This window comes from Chitinophagales bacterium (assembly GCA_020636535.1).
Taxonomy (GTDB): domain Bacteria; phylum Bacteroidota; class Bacteroidia; order Chitinophagales; family JADIYW01; genus JADJSS01.
The window spans coordinates 2,011,215-2,027,625 of sequence record JACJXT010000011.1; the positions used below are offsets into that span (position 1 = coordinate 2,011,215).

General features: G+C 29.7%; 17 protein-coding genes. 6 read left to right on the forward strand and 11 right to left on the reverse strand.

What is annotated here, in order from left to right; all coding sequences use genetic code 11:
- Positions 1–44: 44 nt before the first annotated feature.
- The gene (locus tag H6553_09260) at positions 45–491 is read left to right on the forward strand and encodes a YiiD C-terminal domain-containing protein (protein MCB9034013.1); all 447 of its coding nucleotides are present in this window, start codon (positions 45–47) and stop codon (positions 489–491) included.
- A 21-nt stretch (positions 492–512) separates the two neighbouring features.
- On the opposite strand, the gene H6553_09265 is transcribed toward H6553_09260, so the two are convergent.
- On the reverse strand, positions 513–1,196 hold the full coding sequence (locus H6553_09265; GenBank protein ID MCB9034014.1) for a DNA alkylation repair protein: 684 nt from the start codon (positions 1,194–1,196) through the stop codon (positions 513–515).
- A gap of 64 nt (positions 1,197–1,260) precedes the next feature.
- Here H6553_09265 and H6553_09270 point away from each other — a divergent pair, with 64 nt between their 5' ends.
- Genes H6553_09270 through H6553_09280 form a run of 3 tightly spaced genes read left to right on the forward strand, consistent with a single transcriptional unit; the run spans position 1,261 to position 3,208 of the window.
- A complete protein-coding gene (locus H6553_09270; protein MCB9034015.1) occupies positions 1,261–1,944 on the forward strand; it encodes a two pore domain potassium channel family protein in 684 nt (227 codons plus the stop codon).
- A gap of 38 nt (positions 1,945–1,982) precedes the next feature.
- Positions 1,983–2,738 (forward strand): WecB/TagA/CpsF family glycosyltransferase, encoded by a 756-nt coding sequence (locus H6553_09275; GenBank protein ID MCB9034016.1) that lies wholly within the window; start codon positions 1,983–1,985, stop codon positions 2,736–2,738.
- Positions 2,738–3,208 (forward strand): winged helix-turn-helix transcriptional regulator, encoded by a 471-nt coding sequence (locus H6553_09280; GenBank protein MCB9034017.1) that lies wholly within the window; start codon positions 2,738–2,740, stop codon positions 3,206–3,208. The genes H6553_09275 and H6553_09280 overlap by 1 nt, the downstream gene beginning before the upstream one ends.
- Positions 3,209–3,210: 2 nt before the next feature.
- Here the strand turns inward: H6553_09280 and H6553_09285 are convergent, their stop codons facing one another.
- A complete protein-coding gene (locus tag H6553_09285) occupies positions 3,211–3,666 on the reverse strand; it encodes a DUF1801 domain-containing protein (GenBank protein MCB9034018.1) in 456 nt (151 codons plus the stop codon).
- Complete coding sequence (locus H6553_09290) at positions 3,663–4,556, reverse strand: hypothetical protein (protein MCB9034019.1); 894 nt, start codon at positions 4,554–4,556, stop codon at positions 3,663–3,665. The genes H6553_09285 and H6553_09290 overlap by 4 nt, the downstream gene beginning before the upstream one ends.
- 76 nt (positions 4,557–4,632) lie before the next feature.
- On the opposite strand from H6553_09290, the gene H6553_09295 reads away from it, so the two are divergent.
- Positions 4,633–5,448: an MBL fold metallo-hydrolase gene (locus H6553_09295; protein ID MCB9034020.1), complete on the forward strand. Its 816-nt coding sequence runs from the start codon at positions 4,633–4,635 to the stop codon at positions 5,446–5,448.
- 71 nt (positions 5,449–5,519) lie between these two features.
- Here H6553_09295 and H6553_09300 read toward each other — a convergent pair whose 3' ends face one another.
- The 8 genes from H6553_09300 to H6553_09335 all read right to left on the reverse strand — a co-directional run bounded on the left by H6553_09300 (position 5,520) and on the right by H6553_09335 (position 15,658).
- Entirely contained in the window at positions 5,520–6,554 is a 1,035-nt protein-coding gene (locus tag H6553_09300) for a hypothetical protein (protein ID MCB9034021.1), read from the reverse strand.
- A gap of 200 nt (positions 6,555–6,754) precedes the next feature.
- Positions 6,755–7,123: a hypothetical protein gene (locus H6553_09305; protein ID MCB9034022.1), complete on the reverse strand. Its 369-nt coding sequence runs from the start codon at positions 7,121–7,123 to the stop codon at positions 6,755–6,757.
- A 31-nt stretch (positions 7,124–7,154) separates the two neighbouring features.
- Positions 7,155–7,643 carry a hypothetical protein gene (locus tag H6553_09310; GenBank protein MCB9034023.1) on the reverse strand — a complete coding sequence of 163 codons (489 nt, stop codon included), beginning with the start codon at positions 7,641–7,643 and terminating at the stop codon, positions 7,155–7,157.
- Positions 7,644–7,726: 83 nt separating this feature from the next.
- Positions 7,727–8,176 carry a VOC family protein gene (locus H6553_09315; protein MCB9034024.1) on the reverse strand — a complete coding sequence of 150 codons (450 nt, stop codon included), beginning with the start codon at positions 8,174–8,176 and terminating at the stop codon, positions 7,727–7,729.
- Positions 8,177–8,337: 161 nt separating this feature from the next.
- Positions 8,338–9,393, reverse strand: a complete 1,056-nt coding sequence (locus tag H6553_09320; protein ID MCB9034025.1) for a class I fructose-bisphosphate aldolase — start codon at positions 9,391–9,393, stop codon at positions 8,338–8,340.
- 50 nt (positions 9,394–9,443) lie between these two features.
- The gene (locus H6553_09325) at positions 9,444–9,842 is read right to left on the reverse strand and encodes a DUF2177 family protein (GenBank protein ID MCB9034026.1); all 399 of its coding nucleotides are present in this window, start codon (positions 9,840–9,842) and stop codon (positions 9,444–9,446) included.
- Positions 9,843–10,002: 160 nt separating this feature from the next.
- Complete coding sequence (locus H6553_09330; GenBank protein ID MCB9034027.1) at positions 10,003–12,747, reverse strand: TonB-dependent receptor; 2,745 nt, start codon at positions 12,745–12,747, stop codon at positions 10,003–10,005.
- A 10-nt stretch (positions 12,748–12,757) separates the two neighbouring features.
- On the reverse strand, positions 12,758–15,658 hold the full coding sequence (locus H6553_09335) for a CocE/NonD family hydrolase (protein MCB9034028.1): 2,901 nt from the start codon (positions 15,656–15,658) through the stop codon (positions 12,758–12,760).
- A 224-nt stretch (positions 15,659–15,882) separates the two neighbouring features.
- Here H6553_09335 and H6553_09340 point away from each other — a divergent pair, with 224 nt between their 5' ends.
- Complete coding sequence (locus H6553_09340; protein MCB9034029.1) at positions 15,883–16,410, forward strand: NAD(P)H-dependent oxidoreductase; 528 nt, start codon at positions 15,883–15,885, stop codon at positions 16,408–16,410.
- The last annotated feature ends 1 nt before the right edge of the window (position 16,411 follow it).

The window sequence follows — 16,411 nt, forward strand, 5'->3', positions numbered from 1 at the left end:
GTTTATATTGTATTTTGAACGATGTAACTCATAAAATTTAGTAGATGATTAGTTCTTTAAGAAAACATATTTGGAAACTCAATTTTTATCCGCCATATATTGGAGCTGGCATTCGTTTACATTCGGTAAATGATGACTTTACTTGCATTGTAATGAAGATGAAATTTAAGTGGTGGAATAAAAACCTAGTAGGTACACAATTTGGTGGTTCTTTATATAGTATGACTGACCCATTTTATATGTTTATTTTGATGGAACATTTAGGTAAAGATTTTATAGTTTGGGACAAAGCTGCTCATATAAAATTTGTTAGTCCAGGAAAAAGTGAAGTATTTGCTAAGTTTGAAGTGGATAAAACCGAACTAGCTAACATTAAGCAAACCATGCAAAGCAATGAAAAAATGGATTTTCATTTTAAAACTACGATTACAGACATCAACGATAAAATAGTAGCACTTTTAGAAAAAACAGTTTATGTAAGAAGAAAGTAAAACAGTTTATTGCGAAATAATTTAAACTGATTGATGTTTTAACGCTTCTCTCCTACTTAAATTAGACATTGGTGTTGCTGCTACAAATTGATATACTTTTTGTTGATTGGTTTTAGCATATTCTCTTAGCGACCAACCAATAGCTTTTTGTATAAAAAATTCGTTGCTGGTACTCAATTGTTTACACAAATCAAACAATAATTGCTCATTGGTATGTTGCTTATATTTTAGTTGAAACAACAAACACGATCGTTGCAACCAAATATTATTACTTTTCATATAATTATCAATAACTACATCTATTTTATTAGGAAATTGTTTTAAATAATACGCTAAAATATTTGGAGCAATACCATCAACACTGTCCCACCAAGAATTTGTTGTAATCATCGTAGTAATATAATCGATGTCGTTACTAGCACTATATTTTTTCTGGCATTGAATAACCAAATCAATAGCACAATAATGCATTTCTCTTTTTTCATGTTGCATCATAGACAAAACAACAGCTTGATAGGTAGCTTCATTCGGCAATCCATTTGTTTTTAAAATAGTTTTAAAAATAGTTCTTCTGTTTGTAGAACGCACTCCAAAAAAAGCAAACTTATTTTTCATATAATTTTGCATTGGTATAATATCTGTTGTTACAGCAGCTTGTTGTAATGCTGTTGCTAAAGATTGTTGTAGTGTATTGTTGTTCATCATGTCCTTTAAAATATCAACAAATAAAACAAACAAAATAAACTAAAGCAATTAAATTTGTAGTATAATGAAACAAAAATTAAACATTATCAATTTTGTAATTAAACGAAAGTATGAAGTATTACTTGCTGCATTAATACTACATCTTTACATCAGTATGTTTTTTATAAATTTAGATTTTTACACCAGAATAATTTGGCCAATTAATATGCTTTTACTTGGCTTGGCTAGTATTGGAATTTTTAATGAAAAAGGAAAAAGAAGTAAAATATTAAAAAATATATTATTACTATTAGTCATTATACTACCAGTCAGTTTCCCAATTTTTAGGTCGCACTACTACTTCATGCCAATTTTAAGTATTATTTATTGTTTGTTTTTTAGCTATATTTTTTATGAGATTTTAAAATATCTAATTAAACCAAGTTATATTAATTCTGATATTATTTCTGCTGCTTCGTGTGGTGCTTTTTTACTAGTAGAAATTATGACTTTCTTACTACAAGCATTTTATTATTTAAACCATCATTCAATTAAAAACATAGATACTAGTAGTGCGGCACACACCTTTATCGATTTAGTTTATCTTAGTTCTATAACCATTACTACGATTGGTTTTGGCGACATTACACCCAACACACCTCATTTAAAATTAATTGTTTCACTATTTGGAGTGTTCGGTCAATTTTACACTGTCATATTAATTGGCATTTTAATTAGTAAATTTGTAACACAGCAAAGTCAAAAATAATTAAGCTATTATTGATTATTTTCACTAATACTATTGATATGCAGTTTAAAGATGCTATACAAAAAATTATATTCTTAAATACTACATCTGTAGATACTGTAGCCACTAAACTAATTGATGAATGGCAACAAAGCAACAACGACTTTATTCTACACTTTATGTATTACGCTAGTTTAGAGTTGTTTAGAAAAGAGGTCAACTATCAAAACAGTTTGTTTTTAGCTAATTATATTTTAGTAGATGGAATTGGTATGCAAAGCTATTTTAAGTTGTTGATGAATAAAAAAATGGCAAACTTAAATGGTACAGATTTGAGTCCACAATTGATAAACGCACTACTACAAAAAAATATTCCGATTGTATTTTATGGTACTACAAAAGAACAAATTAATCGCTGTAATGACAATCTAAATAAGCAATACAATAAACAAGTATTACACTATTTTCAAGATGGATTTTCTGACTTAAATTGGGAAAAAATTCCAAATCAAGCTGCTTTATTTATTGGAATGGGAACACCTTTGCAAGAAGCATTTGTTAAAGAAAACATCAACATCATAAAAGAAAAAAAATTAATGGTAATTACTGTTGGTGGTTTTTTTGATTTTTTAAGCGGATTTTATGTTAGAGCTCCAAAATGGATACGACAAATAAAATTAGAATGGTTGTGGCGAACCTTACATCATCCATTGCGACATTATAAAAAAAGATTGCGAGATACGACTATTGTTTTTAGACCTTTTTTAGATAAGTTGAATGGAATTGCTAAATTGATTATTATAAAAGAGTACTAATGTATAGTTTAGATGATATTGATTTACAGATTTTGTCCATCTTACAAAAAGATGCGAAAACTGCTTATACTGAAATTGCTAAAAAACTATTTATTTCTGCTGGAACAGTGCATGTTCGTATGAAAAAAATGGAAGAAATGGGCGTAGTTAAATCGTTTAACTTAGCAATAGATTACAAAAAATTGGGTTATGATGTTACTGCTTTCCTAGGCATTTATTTAGATAAAAGTGCTAATTATGCTACTGTTGCCAAAGCATTGTCTGACATTCCTGAAATTATAGATATGCATTATACTACTGGAAATTATGCAATGTTTATTAAATTGATTTGTAAAGACACCAATCATTTGCGACAGATACTTATGGAAAAGATTCAAACGATAGATGCAATTACTAGAACAGAAACTTTTATTTCCTTGCAAGAAGAAGCTTTAAATCGTGCTATTACAATTGATTTAAAAAGTGAGTGAGATTATCTTTTGAAATTAGTTTCGTACAACTCTATCCAATTTTGTGGTGTCATTTTGGTAGATAATGTTGCTATTAAATCGTAGGGAATTTGCTCTGGTTTTTTAAATCGAATACACGATTTTCCCATATCTAATTTTGTTTTACTGTGCTTTGGATATTCATTAATAAACCAATTATATAATTTTTCATCTGCATATATTCCCATATGATACAGTGCTACAAAGTTCTTTTGTGCTGCAATATTAATGAATGGCAAAGGCAACTCTGGTGTACAATGATAACCATTTGGATACAATGTTTTTGGTACTACAAATCCTATCATTCCGTAAGACAACTGCTCTACAAATCCTTCTGGTAAATTTTGTTTAACGGTGTTTCTAAGCTGTGCTACTGCTTCTTTTTTATCATCAGCAATATTGTTTAAATAATCTTCAACTGATGATGCTACAACTTTCATTCTTTATCTTTTTTAGTAAACTTCACCTTTGTAGGATCTATAATCAAAGAATCCATACTATTAACACGAAGCGATTTATCAAACTTAGCTGTAGTTTTTAAATCGGTGTTGAACGAAGTTTCTATATTGTCGTTGAGTGTTTCAACATCTGCAGTAAATGGTTTGGTTACTGGTGCTTTGATGAGTTTCTTTAATGGAATACTCACTGTTTGATTTACAGGAACTTGTAATTCACCTTCTATATGCACTTTTTGTTTGATTGGCACTTGCGCTTTCACAGGAATAGTTGTTTTAAACGGAATGGTATAATCTTGTGCATCTAGAACCAGTGTGTCTCTTACTTGTAATTGTTGATTGATTGGTATGTTTACTTTTACTGGAATTTCTGCCTTTACAGGAAGTGATATATTAAAAAATCGCTTAAAATTTGTTCTAATTTTTGTATCTAATGGAATAGAAAAATCGACAGCTAATGAGTCTTCTATTTTTAGTTTTTTGTTGAATGGAATAACCAAGTTGTTCAAGCCAATTTCGCTTTGGTCTAGTACAATATCAACTGGTAAATCAAACTGTAAATCTAATACTTCATCCATTAATATTTCTGTGTTTAATGGAACAGTCAAATTCATCACCAATGGTACATCTATAACTTCGTTTAAATAAATTGACAAAGGTTCGTCTACATTGATTCTAGTTTTTAAATCGCTCAATAACTTAATACCAATATTTTCATCTACACCAACACTTAGTGGCACATCATCTTTAATATTAATGTTCATTGGTTTATTGATATTCATTAAAACATCATTTTTAGAAATGAACAATACGCCTGCTAAAATGCCAATGCCTAAAATTAATAATGCAGCAATTGCTAGAACTCCCTTTTTCATCTTCATTTATTTATTGTTAACAATATAGAAATAATATTTTGATTATTATAAATATTAATGGTGCTATTTTAGAAGCATGCGTATAGGAAAGACCATTTATCATTTTGACCAAGTTGAATATGCTAAGCTTAGTGTTTACAGATTGAATAAGAATGTACAAACTGTATATAGTTTTATTGTTGATGATATTTTGATTGATACAGCACAACGACATAATAGAAAAAATATTTATAGTTGGATAAAAGATAAAAAAATAAATAAAATAATATTAACACATCACCATGAAGACCATAGTGGCAATGTGGCTTTTTTGATGAAAAAACTTGGTATTGATGCTTTTGCTCATGAAAAAGCAGTGTCTATTTTAGCCAAAGGATATACGATTTCGCCACTTGGAATTTTAATTAATGGAAAAGTAGAAAAGGCAAAGTTAAAACCAATATTTCCTAATCATATAATTGAAACTACAAATTATCAATTACAAGCTATTTATACGCCTGGACATTGTGATGACCATTTTTGTTTTTATGAAGCGAATAAAGGTTGGTTGTTTAGTGGTGATTTGTATGTAGCAGATACGATTAAATATTTTGCTAGTTACGAAAATATTTACCAACAAATGGACTCGTTGAGAAAATTGTGTGCTTTAGATTTTGAAGTATTGTTTTGCTCACACAATCCGAAAACGAGAAATGGTAAAGCTCGACTACAAAACAAATTGCACATTTTTGAAGATTTTATAGGCAAGGTAAAACAATTATATAGCGAAGGAAAAAACACTGACCAAATTTTAAAAACACTAGGACGAACAGAAAATATATTTTATAAGTATATTACTTTTGGAAACTTTACTGCTACTAATTTAGTAAAAAGTGTATTGGAAGATGCGTGAGTGTAAGCGAATATATTTCAAGTGAAAACAGTAGAGATGGTTTTAAAGATAAATAACAAAGCTTAATGCCTCTATTCTTTTCCTAAATCTAAAGTCATTCTTATAAATTCAGATAAACTTACACCTAAAATTGCCATTCCTGCATCATGTGGATTTTCTAATTTATATCGTCCTTTAGCAGAACCATTTAGAGCATAATCAAACCCATTTATAGTTATAATACACCAATATTTTTGTCTACATTCTATAATCACTTCTTCTACATAAAATGGCCAATTGTCAGCATAGTCTGATTTAAAAATCTTTTTTGACCTATAACTAGAATTAAACTTTCTGTTTATTTCATCAAATATTGTTCTTTTATGTACTCTTCTTGGTGTTTCTTTATATCTTGTAGTATAGTTTCTATAATCTTTCTTTCCATAATTATTTTGATAAAGTAGCCCAAAATCAAAAAATGTATATATTGTTAACTGATATCCTTCATCACCTAAACATTTAAAAATGAACTGTCTTGATAGTGCAGAAATAAATCTTTCAAAAACCACAATTATATATGATGATATTTTGTTATAAACTTCACTATATAAATTATAATCCATTAGTTTTTTATAATCATTTGAATCAAGAATCTTATTTTCAAATTTTTCCCAAAGATTCTTTGTATTAACACCAATTTTAACATTGTCTGTAATCAAATCAAAATTATAATATCTTGCTAATTTTCCAAATTCAGAAAGTATAAAAAGTAATTCTTTTAAATCTATATCAGAAGTAATAAATTTATAGTCAATTATAAATTGAGGCATTTTAAAATCATGGTAAAAATTTATTATAATTTCATTTAATAATTTTTTTAGATCGTGTCCTAAATCTTTAAGGTATTTAAAGCTAGGTAATTCTTGATATTTATTAAAGTAACCTAAACAAATATATGCTTTCATAAATCGTTCAAATCCTTGAGATAAAAGTTGAAAAGGAAGAAAATAAAAATTATTATTAAGATTAATATTTTGCAGTTCCCCAAAACCTAATTTTATTAATTTCTCAGATGTTTCAAACTCTTCTTGAAGTGCAAAATATTTTATATAATCTATTTTTAGCATCTTTCTTTAGTAACTATATAACAGTACATCAAATATAAAACCTTTACTTTAAATAATATGTGTTTTATAGGTTGAATGATGATTATATTAAAGACTATTTATCTACGCAGTGTCCTCTATGAGAGACACTGCTAGGAATTAATGAGTATTTGTAGTAAATATATGTTAAGGAAGCAATTGACATGGTTTTAGAATCAATCTCAGTCTTTAATTTTATATTTTACTTTTATTGTTCTTCCAAAAAAATAAGTACTATCTTCTTGTCTAATTATTTCAAAATTTGCAGGATATTCAATCATGGCTATCGAATCTGAAAGCCAGCTTAATACAATTTCAGAAGAATTACTAGTCTTAATATCAAATATTCCTGCACCTCCTGAAGTAAATTTACTACATACCCATGTTGCTACAACTGTAGTTTTGTTTTCAGTATTGTATACAGAGTAAATAGCTGCTCTACCATCTGGCGAAATTGAGTGATTTGTTTCAATTAACCAATTAGGCATTTGATGATTACACGATGTTAAAATCAATAACACTAAAAAAGTAAACAATATATATAATTTCATTTTAAGATATTTTGTATATTAATAAAAATACTCACTGTATTATCCAATTATTATACCTAGTTTCAATCAATGCTTTAAAATATTTATTTAATTTATATAATTTTTTCTCAGTAGAAGATTTAAAATAGTCAACTGGCAAACCATCTGTAATGTGAATATATTTTGTTATGCTATCTAAATTAATAAAAAATTGTTGACTGCCTATATCACAAATTGCAAAATTTTCTTCTTTATATTCTTGTTGTAGCGTATTAAAATCTGAAGCAAGTAAGTTTTCAATAAGCTCTAATATTCTTCCTTTAAGTATTCCTTTTTCAATATAACAATCTGAATTATTTTTTGTTATTTTTTGATGGTCAAATGCATTTAATTCTAAAACATAGTTATAATTGTAATTAACAAGAAAGTCGGCAGATAAACTACGGCGTGAAAATCCATCAGAAAAACAATAAGCAAATAAGTATTGTGCATCTAACAATATTGTATTATGTTCTTCGCTATATTTTCTAAATTGTTTCACTCAATTGTTTATAGTTCTATACAAGAGAATTATAAATGAAATAAAATCGAAATATAACCATTTACTTTAAATAATATGTATTTTTATTTAGATCTAATGTCTTCTGCAAGTCCTATGAGTATACCTTCTACACCTCTTATGTAACATAGTCGATAACTATTTTGATAATTGACTATCTCGCCAACCAACTCAGCACCATTTTGGGTTAATCGTGCTACCAATACATCAATATTTTCAACATTAAACATAATGCGTAAATAACCTAATGCATTAACTGGTGCATTTCTATGGTCGGCAATAACCGCTGGTTGTATAAATTTAGACAATTCAATTCTACTATGTCCATCTGGTGTAACCATCATGGCAATTTCTACTTGTTGTGATTCGAGTCCTGTAACTTTTCCAGACCACGCTCCTTCTACTATGGTTCTTCCTTCGAGTTGTAATCCTAATGCTGTAAAGAATGCAATAGCGTTATCTAACGATTCTACTACAATTCCTACATTGTGCATTTGCAATAATTGGCTTTTCATTGTTTTAATTATTCAAAAGTTAGATGTTGAAATAAATTCAGCAAGAGATGTATTCTGTTTAATCTTATTCTACAAGCAGATGCTGAAATCTACCTGTTTGGTACCATGTCTGCCGATAGTTAGAGACAGGCAAGTTCGGCAAGAGATGGCATAAGTAACAACTAAGCTAAATCAACACTAGTATCTAAATATACATCTTGTATAGCATTGAGTAGCTCTACACCTATTTTCATATCTTTTTGAAATGCTTTTCTACCAGAAATTAATCCCATTCCACCAGCTCTTTTATTAATGATTGCTGTTTCTACTGCTTCAGCTAAATCTGTAGCACCAGCACTTGCACCTCCACTATTAATTAAACCAGCTCTTCCCATATAACAATTAGCTACTTGATATCTTGTTAAATCAATAGGATGGTCGGTAGTTAAATCGCTGTATACTTTTTTATGTGTTTTACCAAAATTAATAGCCGTGTAACCACCATTGTTTGTAGGCAATTTTTGCTTAATAATATCTGCTTGAATAGTAACACCAAGATGATTGGCTTGTCCTGTTAAATCAGCAGCAGTATGATAATCAACACCATCTTTTGCAAAATTACTATTTCTTAAATAACACCACAATACCGTTGCCATACCTAACTCATGAGCATATTCAAAAGCTTTAGCCACTTCTACTATTTGTCTTTTAGATTCTTCTGAACCAAAATAAATAGTTGCACCAACAGCAGTAGCACCTAAATTCCAAGCATCTTTAATTGTACCAAACATAATTTGGTCGAATGAGTTTGGATAAGATATAAATTCGTTGTGATTTATTTTTACAATGAAAGGAATTTTATGAGCATATTTTCTAGCAACTGATGCTAATACACCATAAGTAGAAGCTACTGCGTTACAACCACCTTCAATTGCAAGTTTTACAATATTTTCAGAATCAAAATAAATTGGATTTGGAGCAAAACTAGCTCCTGCACTATGTTCAATGCCTTGGTCTACTGGTAAAATAGACAAGTAACCTGTTCCACCTAATCTGCCGTTATCTAATAATGCTTGAATACTTTTTAATGTTTGAACGCTTCTATTGCTTTGCATCCAAATTTTGTCAACAAAATCAGGAGATGGTGTATGTAAAACCGACTTATCTATTGTTTTACATTGGTGATTGAGCAGATATTGTGCTTTTTCTTCTCCTAGTAATGAACTGTAATTACTCATGATTTGTTTTTTTGCAAATATAAGCTTTGCTAGACAAAATCAATAATTGCTTAAAAGATTTTTAATGCAACATAGTAAGAAGCTGTTGATACTAGTGCCGCAAGTAGACTTCCCCAAAGTATATCTACTACTGTTACAATAAATGGCCACTGTTTTATAGTTGCCATATTGGTTAAATCGTAAGTTGCGTAGCATAAAAATCCCAAAAATGCACCATTTAAAAATACTTTTAATACTGATTGATGTGTTATACCTGGAAGAATAACAAAGTGCATTAATCCGACTATGTATACTACATAAAATAAAATAGCTACATAATAGTTAAAATAATTATTAAGTATAAAATATAATTTTGTTTTATAGAAGTTTTTTGCAATAACTCCTAGCCAAATTCCATCAAGTAATAAATAAATTACTAAAGTTGAGATAAACAATAACAAGTATTTCATAGTATAAATATACACCTAAAAACAGAATAGTTATTACGCAAAGTCCTGCTATACATTTTTACCTACGCTTAGAGACTCTCGAGGAAAAAATTTCAGAAGGAAACTTCTTACACCACAGCATATCACTACAATCAGCTTTTTTCGTGGCTTGCATTCTATTTTAGTTTTTCTTTTTAATGCCTCGGCTTAAATCAAACGATAATGCTCCATATACTTGTGCTCCAATTTCTGGTGAACCATAAGCGGTTTTATATTTATTGTTGTAAATATTGCTTCCTCCAACTTGTAGCGTTATAAATTTCTTAAACTCGTAATTGACTTGCATATCTAGTGTATGATAGCTTGGTACTTCGCCATCGCCAAAAGTGCTTTCCCAATAATACGATTGCACCCATTTAAAGTTGGCAGCAAAACCAAATCCTTTCCAAATTTTACTAGCACTCAATCCAATATTAAATTTATTATTTGGTGTGTTAAATCCAGGAATAATTGGATCTACTAAGTTTTTAGTGTTTAAATCGGCATAGGTATAATTGGCAGATACTACCAACGATTTGTAGAGATAATAATTAATACCTACTGAAAATCCCCAAGCATCTACTTTTTGTTGTGCGTTTACTGGTATTTGATACAATCGTCTGTAGATTGGTATTAACATAGCATCATTACCTTGCTCTGAACCAATGACAATATCATCATTCGTCGATCTATAAAATCTTATATCGCCTATAAAATTAAAATAACGATTGAAATAGGCATTCATATCAATATAAAAATTCTTAAACCAACTGCCTCTATAACCAACTTCTACAGAATTTACTTGCTCTGGTTTTAGTGGTTTCATCTGTATGGTTTTCAATCTGCTTGGATCTATCTCAAGTGTATTTTGGTAATTGTCGTAATAGTCGTTCACTGATTCAATGGTATAACCATCATTGCCATACAAATTGCCTTTTAGCGTAATGGCTCCAACATCTAAATAAATGTATTGATTTTGTAGTGTAGGACTTCTAAATGCTTGTTGATAAGACACTCTGAAAGTATTTTTCTTAAAATTGGCAACCGCAGAAATTCTTGGCGAAAATTGTAGTTTGAAATTTTCTGGTTTGTCTATTCTTGCAGAACCAATAAGTTTTAATTTGTCATTAAATAAATTAACCGTTAATTGAGTAAAAGCACCAACTTCCCAAGTGTTTAAGTTTTTATATTTTCCATCTGGCATTAAACTGTCTTCAAAAATAGTTCCATACGATTGTGGAATGTAATTTCTAAAAGAAGCACCACCAATAAGATTAACCGTTTTCTTAAAATCGTGAGTGTAAGATGCTTCTACATGTTGTAAAGAAGATTTGTCTTGAAATTTTGCTCCTGTTTTAAAATCGGCGTCATTTTTAATAATGCTATAAGCAGAATCAAAACTTGAAGTACCAGGAACTAAAAAAGAGTTTTCGTACGCATACGCAATAGCATCTGCTCTAGCTACAGCAATATCATCTAACTCAGGATCATCAGAAAATTCATTGGTGTAATTGCTCAATTCTTCAAAATAAGTTCTAATAAAATTGCCTACAAAATTGGTAAATCCAACTTTAGATAAATTAATAGCACCAAAAACTAAATCGTAGCTGTCTCCAGCATTTTCTAGCGTAGTGTATGCTTTAACATTTAAACCTTTCCATTGTGCTTCTATTTTGTGTTGTTGGAATAAAATATTTTTAACACTATATCTGTTAGAACCTTGATAAATAGCCGTGCCTCGTCCAAATTTATATAGATATTCTAAATCAACATCATCATTAGGTTTAGCATATAATCCAAAACTGGCTTTAATGCTATTGGTGTTATTGTCGCTCAATTCTTTTTCTCTATAACCTGGTGCATTAATTTCAACATAACCAGGCAATGCTTCTGGATAAAAATCTAAATAAGCATTTAAAGAAGTAAATTTTAAAGAATCTGCTCCATATTGCAATTGTCTCACTACTTGACTTACATTTACATTGGCAGTAACATCACCATAAGTATTGGCTTCAGCATCATCAGCAATCCAATCTTTAGCTCTAAAATATTCGCCAGTAATTTTAAATCCTATTTTGTCTTTTCCCCATTTTTTTTTACCAAATGCCTTGGCATATCTTAGTTGACCATTAAACATAGCATTAGAACCACCTTTAACTTTAAATTGTAAACAATCATAATCAAAAGGCGATTTTGTTTCCATAGCAATAATACCTTGAAAAGCATTGGCACCATACAAAGCCGAAGAAGCACCAGAAATAATTTCTACACTTTGTAAATCTAAATCAGATGCACCTACTAAATTACCAACAGGAAAATTTAAACCAGGTGCTTGGTTGTCCATTCCATCTATAAATTGTACAACACGAACTGGTGCTGTAGTATTAAATCCACGAGTATTGAACACTTGAAATCCCATACTAGAAGTAGTAATGTCTATTTCTTTTAAATTGCCCAAACTTTGATAGAAATCGCCACTAGCAGCAGCTTGTATCTGTTTGGCACTTAGTTTTTGAATAGAAGAAGGCGATTCGGTAATTTTCTCACTAATTCTAGAAGCAGAAATAACTACTTCATCACTAATTTTTAAAGCTTCATCAGTTAAAATAACATTTATAGATTGATTATTAGAACTAATATCAAAAGATTGAGTAGCATAACCTAAATAAGAAATTTCAATTTTAGCAGGAAGCGTAATATCTCCTTCTATTGTAAAATTTCCATCAATATCAGTTACTGTTCCAATGGTTGTACCTACAATTATAACATTGGCACCAATTAGTGTTTCATTTTCTTTGTCTTTTACATTTCCTTTAATGACTATGTTTTCTGCAAAAATGATGCTTGACAATATTAATGACAAACAAAAACTTATAATCAACTTCATTTCTAGCTATTTAAAATATTTGGAATGATTTTGTTATTCTCTCGTTACTATTATTATTACTAATAATTTCTATATAATACTGCCCACTACTTAAATGACTGATGTCAAAACTAGCTTGGTCGTTCATGTTTTTTGTTAAAACTTTCTGACCAATACTATTGTATATATTGGCTAAATATTCACCATTTTTATTAATCAATACACTAAACAAACCATCATTAGGATTTGGAAATAACTGCACTTCCCAATTGGCTTTGGTATTATTATGTTTGATTCCAGTAATTAAATTAGTACTTCCAAATACTGGTAATTCAATATGTGTTGGATAAACATTAGAGAAAGCAATTCTTTGTACCGAAGTTCTTGGAGCATACTCAATTCCTTTAAAAGTATAAGTTTGTCCGTCTGATGGTTGTCTTCTAAAAAATCCACCATCTTCAATAGGAACATTGGCATTAGATTGAAATCTTGGAAAATTACTACTACTAATGAGTATTTTAATTTTATGATCTTTAGCGAAAGTATAAGCAATTGGATACATTTGAAAATAGTATTCATACAATTCGCCTGCATTGATGTTAGAAAATGGAGCATCATCATTTTCTGCACCAATGGCAATAGATTTAGCAAACTCTCTAGCTCTTGCATTTACACCACCTTCTACAACAAATAACTCTTTTCCATCAGGATATACATCTACAACTCTTACATAAAAATCACAATCGGTTAAACCACCAACTGCATTACCAGGATTTGTTTTTGCCCAAAGTTTAAATTTAGGAAATCCAACTATAGACAATGAGTCGGTAAGAATTTCTGTTTCATATTTTAGAACACCTGCTCTGTCCATAGTGTAAGGAGCATATCTCGGATCAGCCAAATTCATTTGTCCTTGATTATCTCTGTCGCCTTGTGGTGTTTTTACAATCATGTTACCACCGCCAATAGTATAAACAGGATCATCTGGATCGTGAACATATAAACCAAAACCTTCATCAGTAGTTGGTGCAGTAAAATCTAAAGAACCATTATTGTGTAGATACATGTTTTTCCAAGTTACATTTGGAATAGGAAAAGTATCAGCGGATAACCAATAATTGCCAGCAACAGAATTGCTACCATCATCATCAGAAGCACCAACAACATACATTCTTACAGCAGGTACATCTTGAAATTCTTGATATGGAATGCCTGTAATTTCACTAGAACTACTAACACCTTCAATAATAGGTTTGTCTAGCTTTGGAATATCAATTTTTAAGTCGATTGGCAACAAGCCAAACAAACGAACTGTAATAGGAATTTGTTTTAAACCGTCTTTTGCTAGTAAAAAATTCAATAAATAAGTAAATGGAATTTTGTAATCATTAGCAGGAAATTTAGCATCAACAACATTTGGAATAATTTTTTGCCAAGTATTTGTTTTTGGAATTAAAATTTTTGGTTCGCCAACACTATTTTGTCCATGATAATTTAAATTGTATCTAAACCAGCTAATTAATTCAGACTGAACAATTCCACCTAAATCTAAATCAGTACCAAAGTTTGCAATGTCAATTTTTGTAATATCTTTTATGTTATCAGGATAAGTTTTATCGCCAGTAGTAGATGAAGTAATTGTTTGATGTGCCCAAGGTCCAATTACAATTTTTTGCATATCTCTTTTTTCGCTTAGATTGCCTCTTAATAAATTATGTGTTTCAATCGTTCCATCTACAAAAATATCCCACCAGCCAGCAACTTGAAAACTTGGCACTTCCATATTGGTATATCTAGAATAAGTACCAGTAGCACTACCTTCTCCATACATATCGACCATTGCTTTACTTCCATCCATATCTTTTCTTCCAATAGAATTTGGATAATAACCAGCAGGATAGCCTTCATATTGTACTGTTACAAAATGGTCGATAGCTTTGTTTGCTGCATAAAATTTATTTGGCATATTATAATCAACAGAAGAATGTAGTGTGTCATCAATTCCTTGGTCGTAAGGAATCATATCATCATCTATATCTTTAATCTGACCTCTTAACCAACCATTGACCAACATATGACGAAAACAACCATTATGAAATCCTGTACTTTTATAAAATTCTAGAGGTCCAACAATAGGAAATAAACATTTTAAACCAGGTTGTGTTGGATCTATTTTATGAGCTGCTGCTGCTTGAAACTGATTATAACCTAAAGCAGATGCACCAAAAGTTCCAATAGAACCATTAAACACCAAATCAGTATTATCATAAATACCATCTCTGTTTAAGTCATATTTTCTGGTAAGTTGGTTTTTAATAAATTCCACTGTATTATATCCATCTTCATGATTATTTCCATTTCTTGGATCAGTAATATCAGTAACATCTAAAACATGTGTATAATTATGATATGGTGTTTTTTTCCAACTATCAGAATATAAAGGCAAGTAAGCACCTTGCGAAGTATATCTACCACGCATATCTTGTACTCCAGCAGCATATCCTAATAAAGACATAGCTGAACCTATATCAACATCGCCACCATTTTTATTATATGGTGTTCTCTCCAAAATCATTGGTAATTGATATGGATTTGGATTAGGTTGACCATTTATGGAATCGTAGATTAAATATTGGAAACCTTTTTGTAATACAACCAACTTAACTGTTTGATTAATAATTGGAATTTCAAAATCAAAAGTTAAGCTGTCTTGTAATATTGGTAGATAAATATCTGTATATAATATTGTACCATCTGGCATTTTAAAAGGCACTTGATTTCTTTGAGCAAAATCGGTTAAATCATCTAGTGTTCCATTAACTTTTCTAGCAGGAATTACAGTAGTTCCTGGAATAGTAATAGATGATTGTTGAGCCCAATTTATATTAGGAAACATAACAATAACCGCTAAAATCTTAAACAAATGTTTCATATTATTTTAATTTATAATATCAGCATAAATTATCTTAGGTTAAGATAACTAATAATTAACAAATAATTTACATTAAATGTAAATTATTTTAAAGAAAAGTTAACTTTACAATAAGTTGTATAGATTGTTTTTCTATTATATGGACTATGTTACAAACAAAGTGTTCAGATTTTTCAATCGAAGTATTTATTGAATAACTATCTTTGCTACAAAGCAATTGAGATATGATTACACTTTTTCATGGAACACCAAGACCTAATAGTCAGTCGAGAAAAGTAGCCAATTATTACGATTATTTATTAGGCGAAAAAAATGTAAAGCATTTCTTCTTTACACTTGAAAATGTAGATAAAACTATTTTTACCGATTTTTACAATACTGTTCCAAAAAATCCACAATTAGTAAGTATAGAAGAAGGTATATTGCAACCAACTACAAAATATATTTTTATCATTCCAGAGTATAACGGCAGTTTTCCTGGAACACTAAAAGCATTTATAGATGCAACAGATGTAAAATCCTGCTTTCATGGTAAAAGAGCATGCATTACTGGTGTTGCTGCTGGTAGAGCTGGAAATTTAAGAGGCATTGATCAATTTTCTAATATTTTACATCATTTAAAAATGGAAGTGATGCATCTAAAACTACCATTATCTGCTATTGATGAAAATATAGATGCCAATGGAAATTTAATCAATGAAGAATACAAAAAAATGATTGATACACAGATTGATTTATTCCTAAAACACTAAG

What these genes read in the sequence shown, in the direction of transcription:
- H6553_09260 (MCB9034013.1), top strand. Translation starts at nt 45, where the DNA reads ATGATTAGTTCTTTAAGAAAACATATTTGGAAACTCAATTTTTATCCG.
- H6553_09265 (MCB9034014.1), bottom strand. Translation starts at nt 1,196, where the DNA reads ATGATGAACAACAATACACTACAACAATCTTTAGCAACAGCATTACAA.
- H6553_09270 (MCB9034015.1), top strand. Translation starts at nt 1,261, where the DNA reads ATGAAACAAAAATTAAACATTATCAATTTTGTAATTAAACGAAAGTAT.
- H6553_09275 (MCB9034016.1), top strand. Translation starts at nt 1,983, where the DNA reads ATGCAGTTTAAAGATGCTATACAAAAAATTATATTCTTAAATACTACA.
- H6553_09280 (MCB9034017.1), top strand. Translation starts at nt 2,738, where the DNA reads ATGTATAGTTTAGATGATATTGATTTACAGATTTTGTCCATCTTACAA.
- H6553_09285 (MCB9034018.1), bottom strand. Translation starts at nt 3,666, where the DNA reads ATGAAAGTTGTAGCATCATCAGTTGAAGATTATTTAAACAATATTGCT.
- H6553_09290 (MCB9034019.1), bottom strand. Translation starts at nt 4,556, where the DNA reads ATGAAAAAGGGAGTTCTAGCAATTGCTGCATTATTAATTTTAGGCATT.
- H6553_09295 (MCB9034020.1), top strand. Translation starts at nt 4,633, where the DNA reads ATGCGTATAGGAAAGACCATTTATCATTTTGACCAAGTTGAATATGCT.
- H6553_09300 (MCB9034021.1), bottom strand. Translation starts at nt 6,554, where the DNA reads ATGCTAAAAATAGATTATATAAAATATTTTGCACTTCAAGAAGAGTTT.
- H6553_09305 (MCB9034022.1), bottom strand. Translation starts at nt 7,123, where the DNA reads ATGAAATTATATATATTGTTTACTTTTTTAGTGTTATTGATTTTAACA.
- H6553_09315 (MCB9034024.1), bottom strand. Translation starts at nt 8,176, where the DNA reads ATGAAAAGCCAATTATTGCAAATGCACAATGTAGGAATTGTAGTAGAA.
- H6553_09320 (MCB9034025.1), bottom strand. Translation starts at nt 9,393, where the DNA reads ATGAGTAATTACAGTTCATTACTAGGAGAAGAAAAAGCACAATATCTG.
- H6553_09325 (MCB9034026.1), bottom strand. Translation starts at nt 9,842, where the DNA reads ATGAAATACTTGTTATTGTTTATCTCAACTTTAGTAATTTATTTATTA.
- H6553_09330 (MCB9034027.1), bottom strand. Translation starts at nt 12,747, where the DNA reads ATGAAGTTGATTATAAGTTTTTGTTTGTCATTAATATTGTCAAGCATC.
- H6553_09335 (MCB9034028.1), bottom strand. Translation starts at nt 15,658, where the DNA reads ATGAAACATTTGTTTAAGATTTTAGCGGTTATTGTTATGTTTCCTAAT.
- H6553_09340 (MCB9034029.1), top strand. Translation starts at nt 15,883, where the DNA reads ATGATTACACTTTTTCATGGAACACCAAGACCTAATAGTCAGTCGAGA.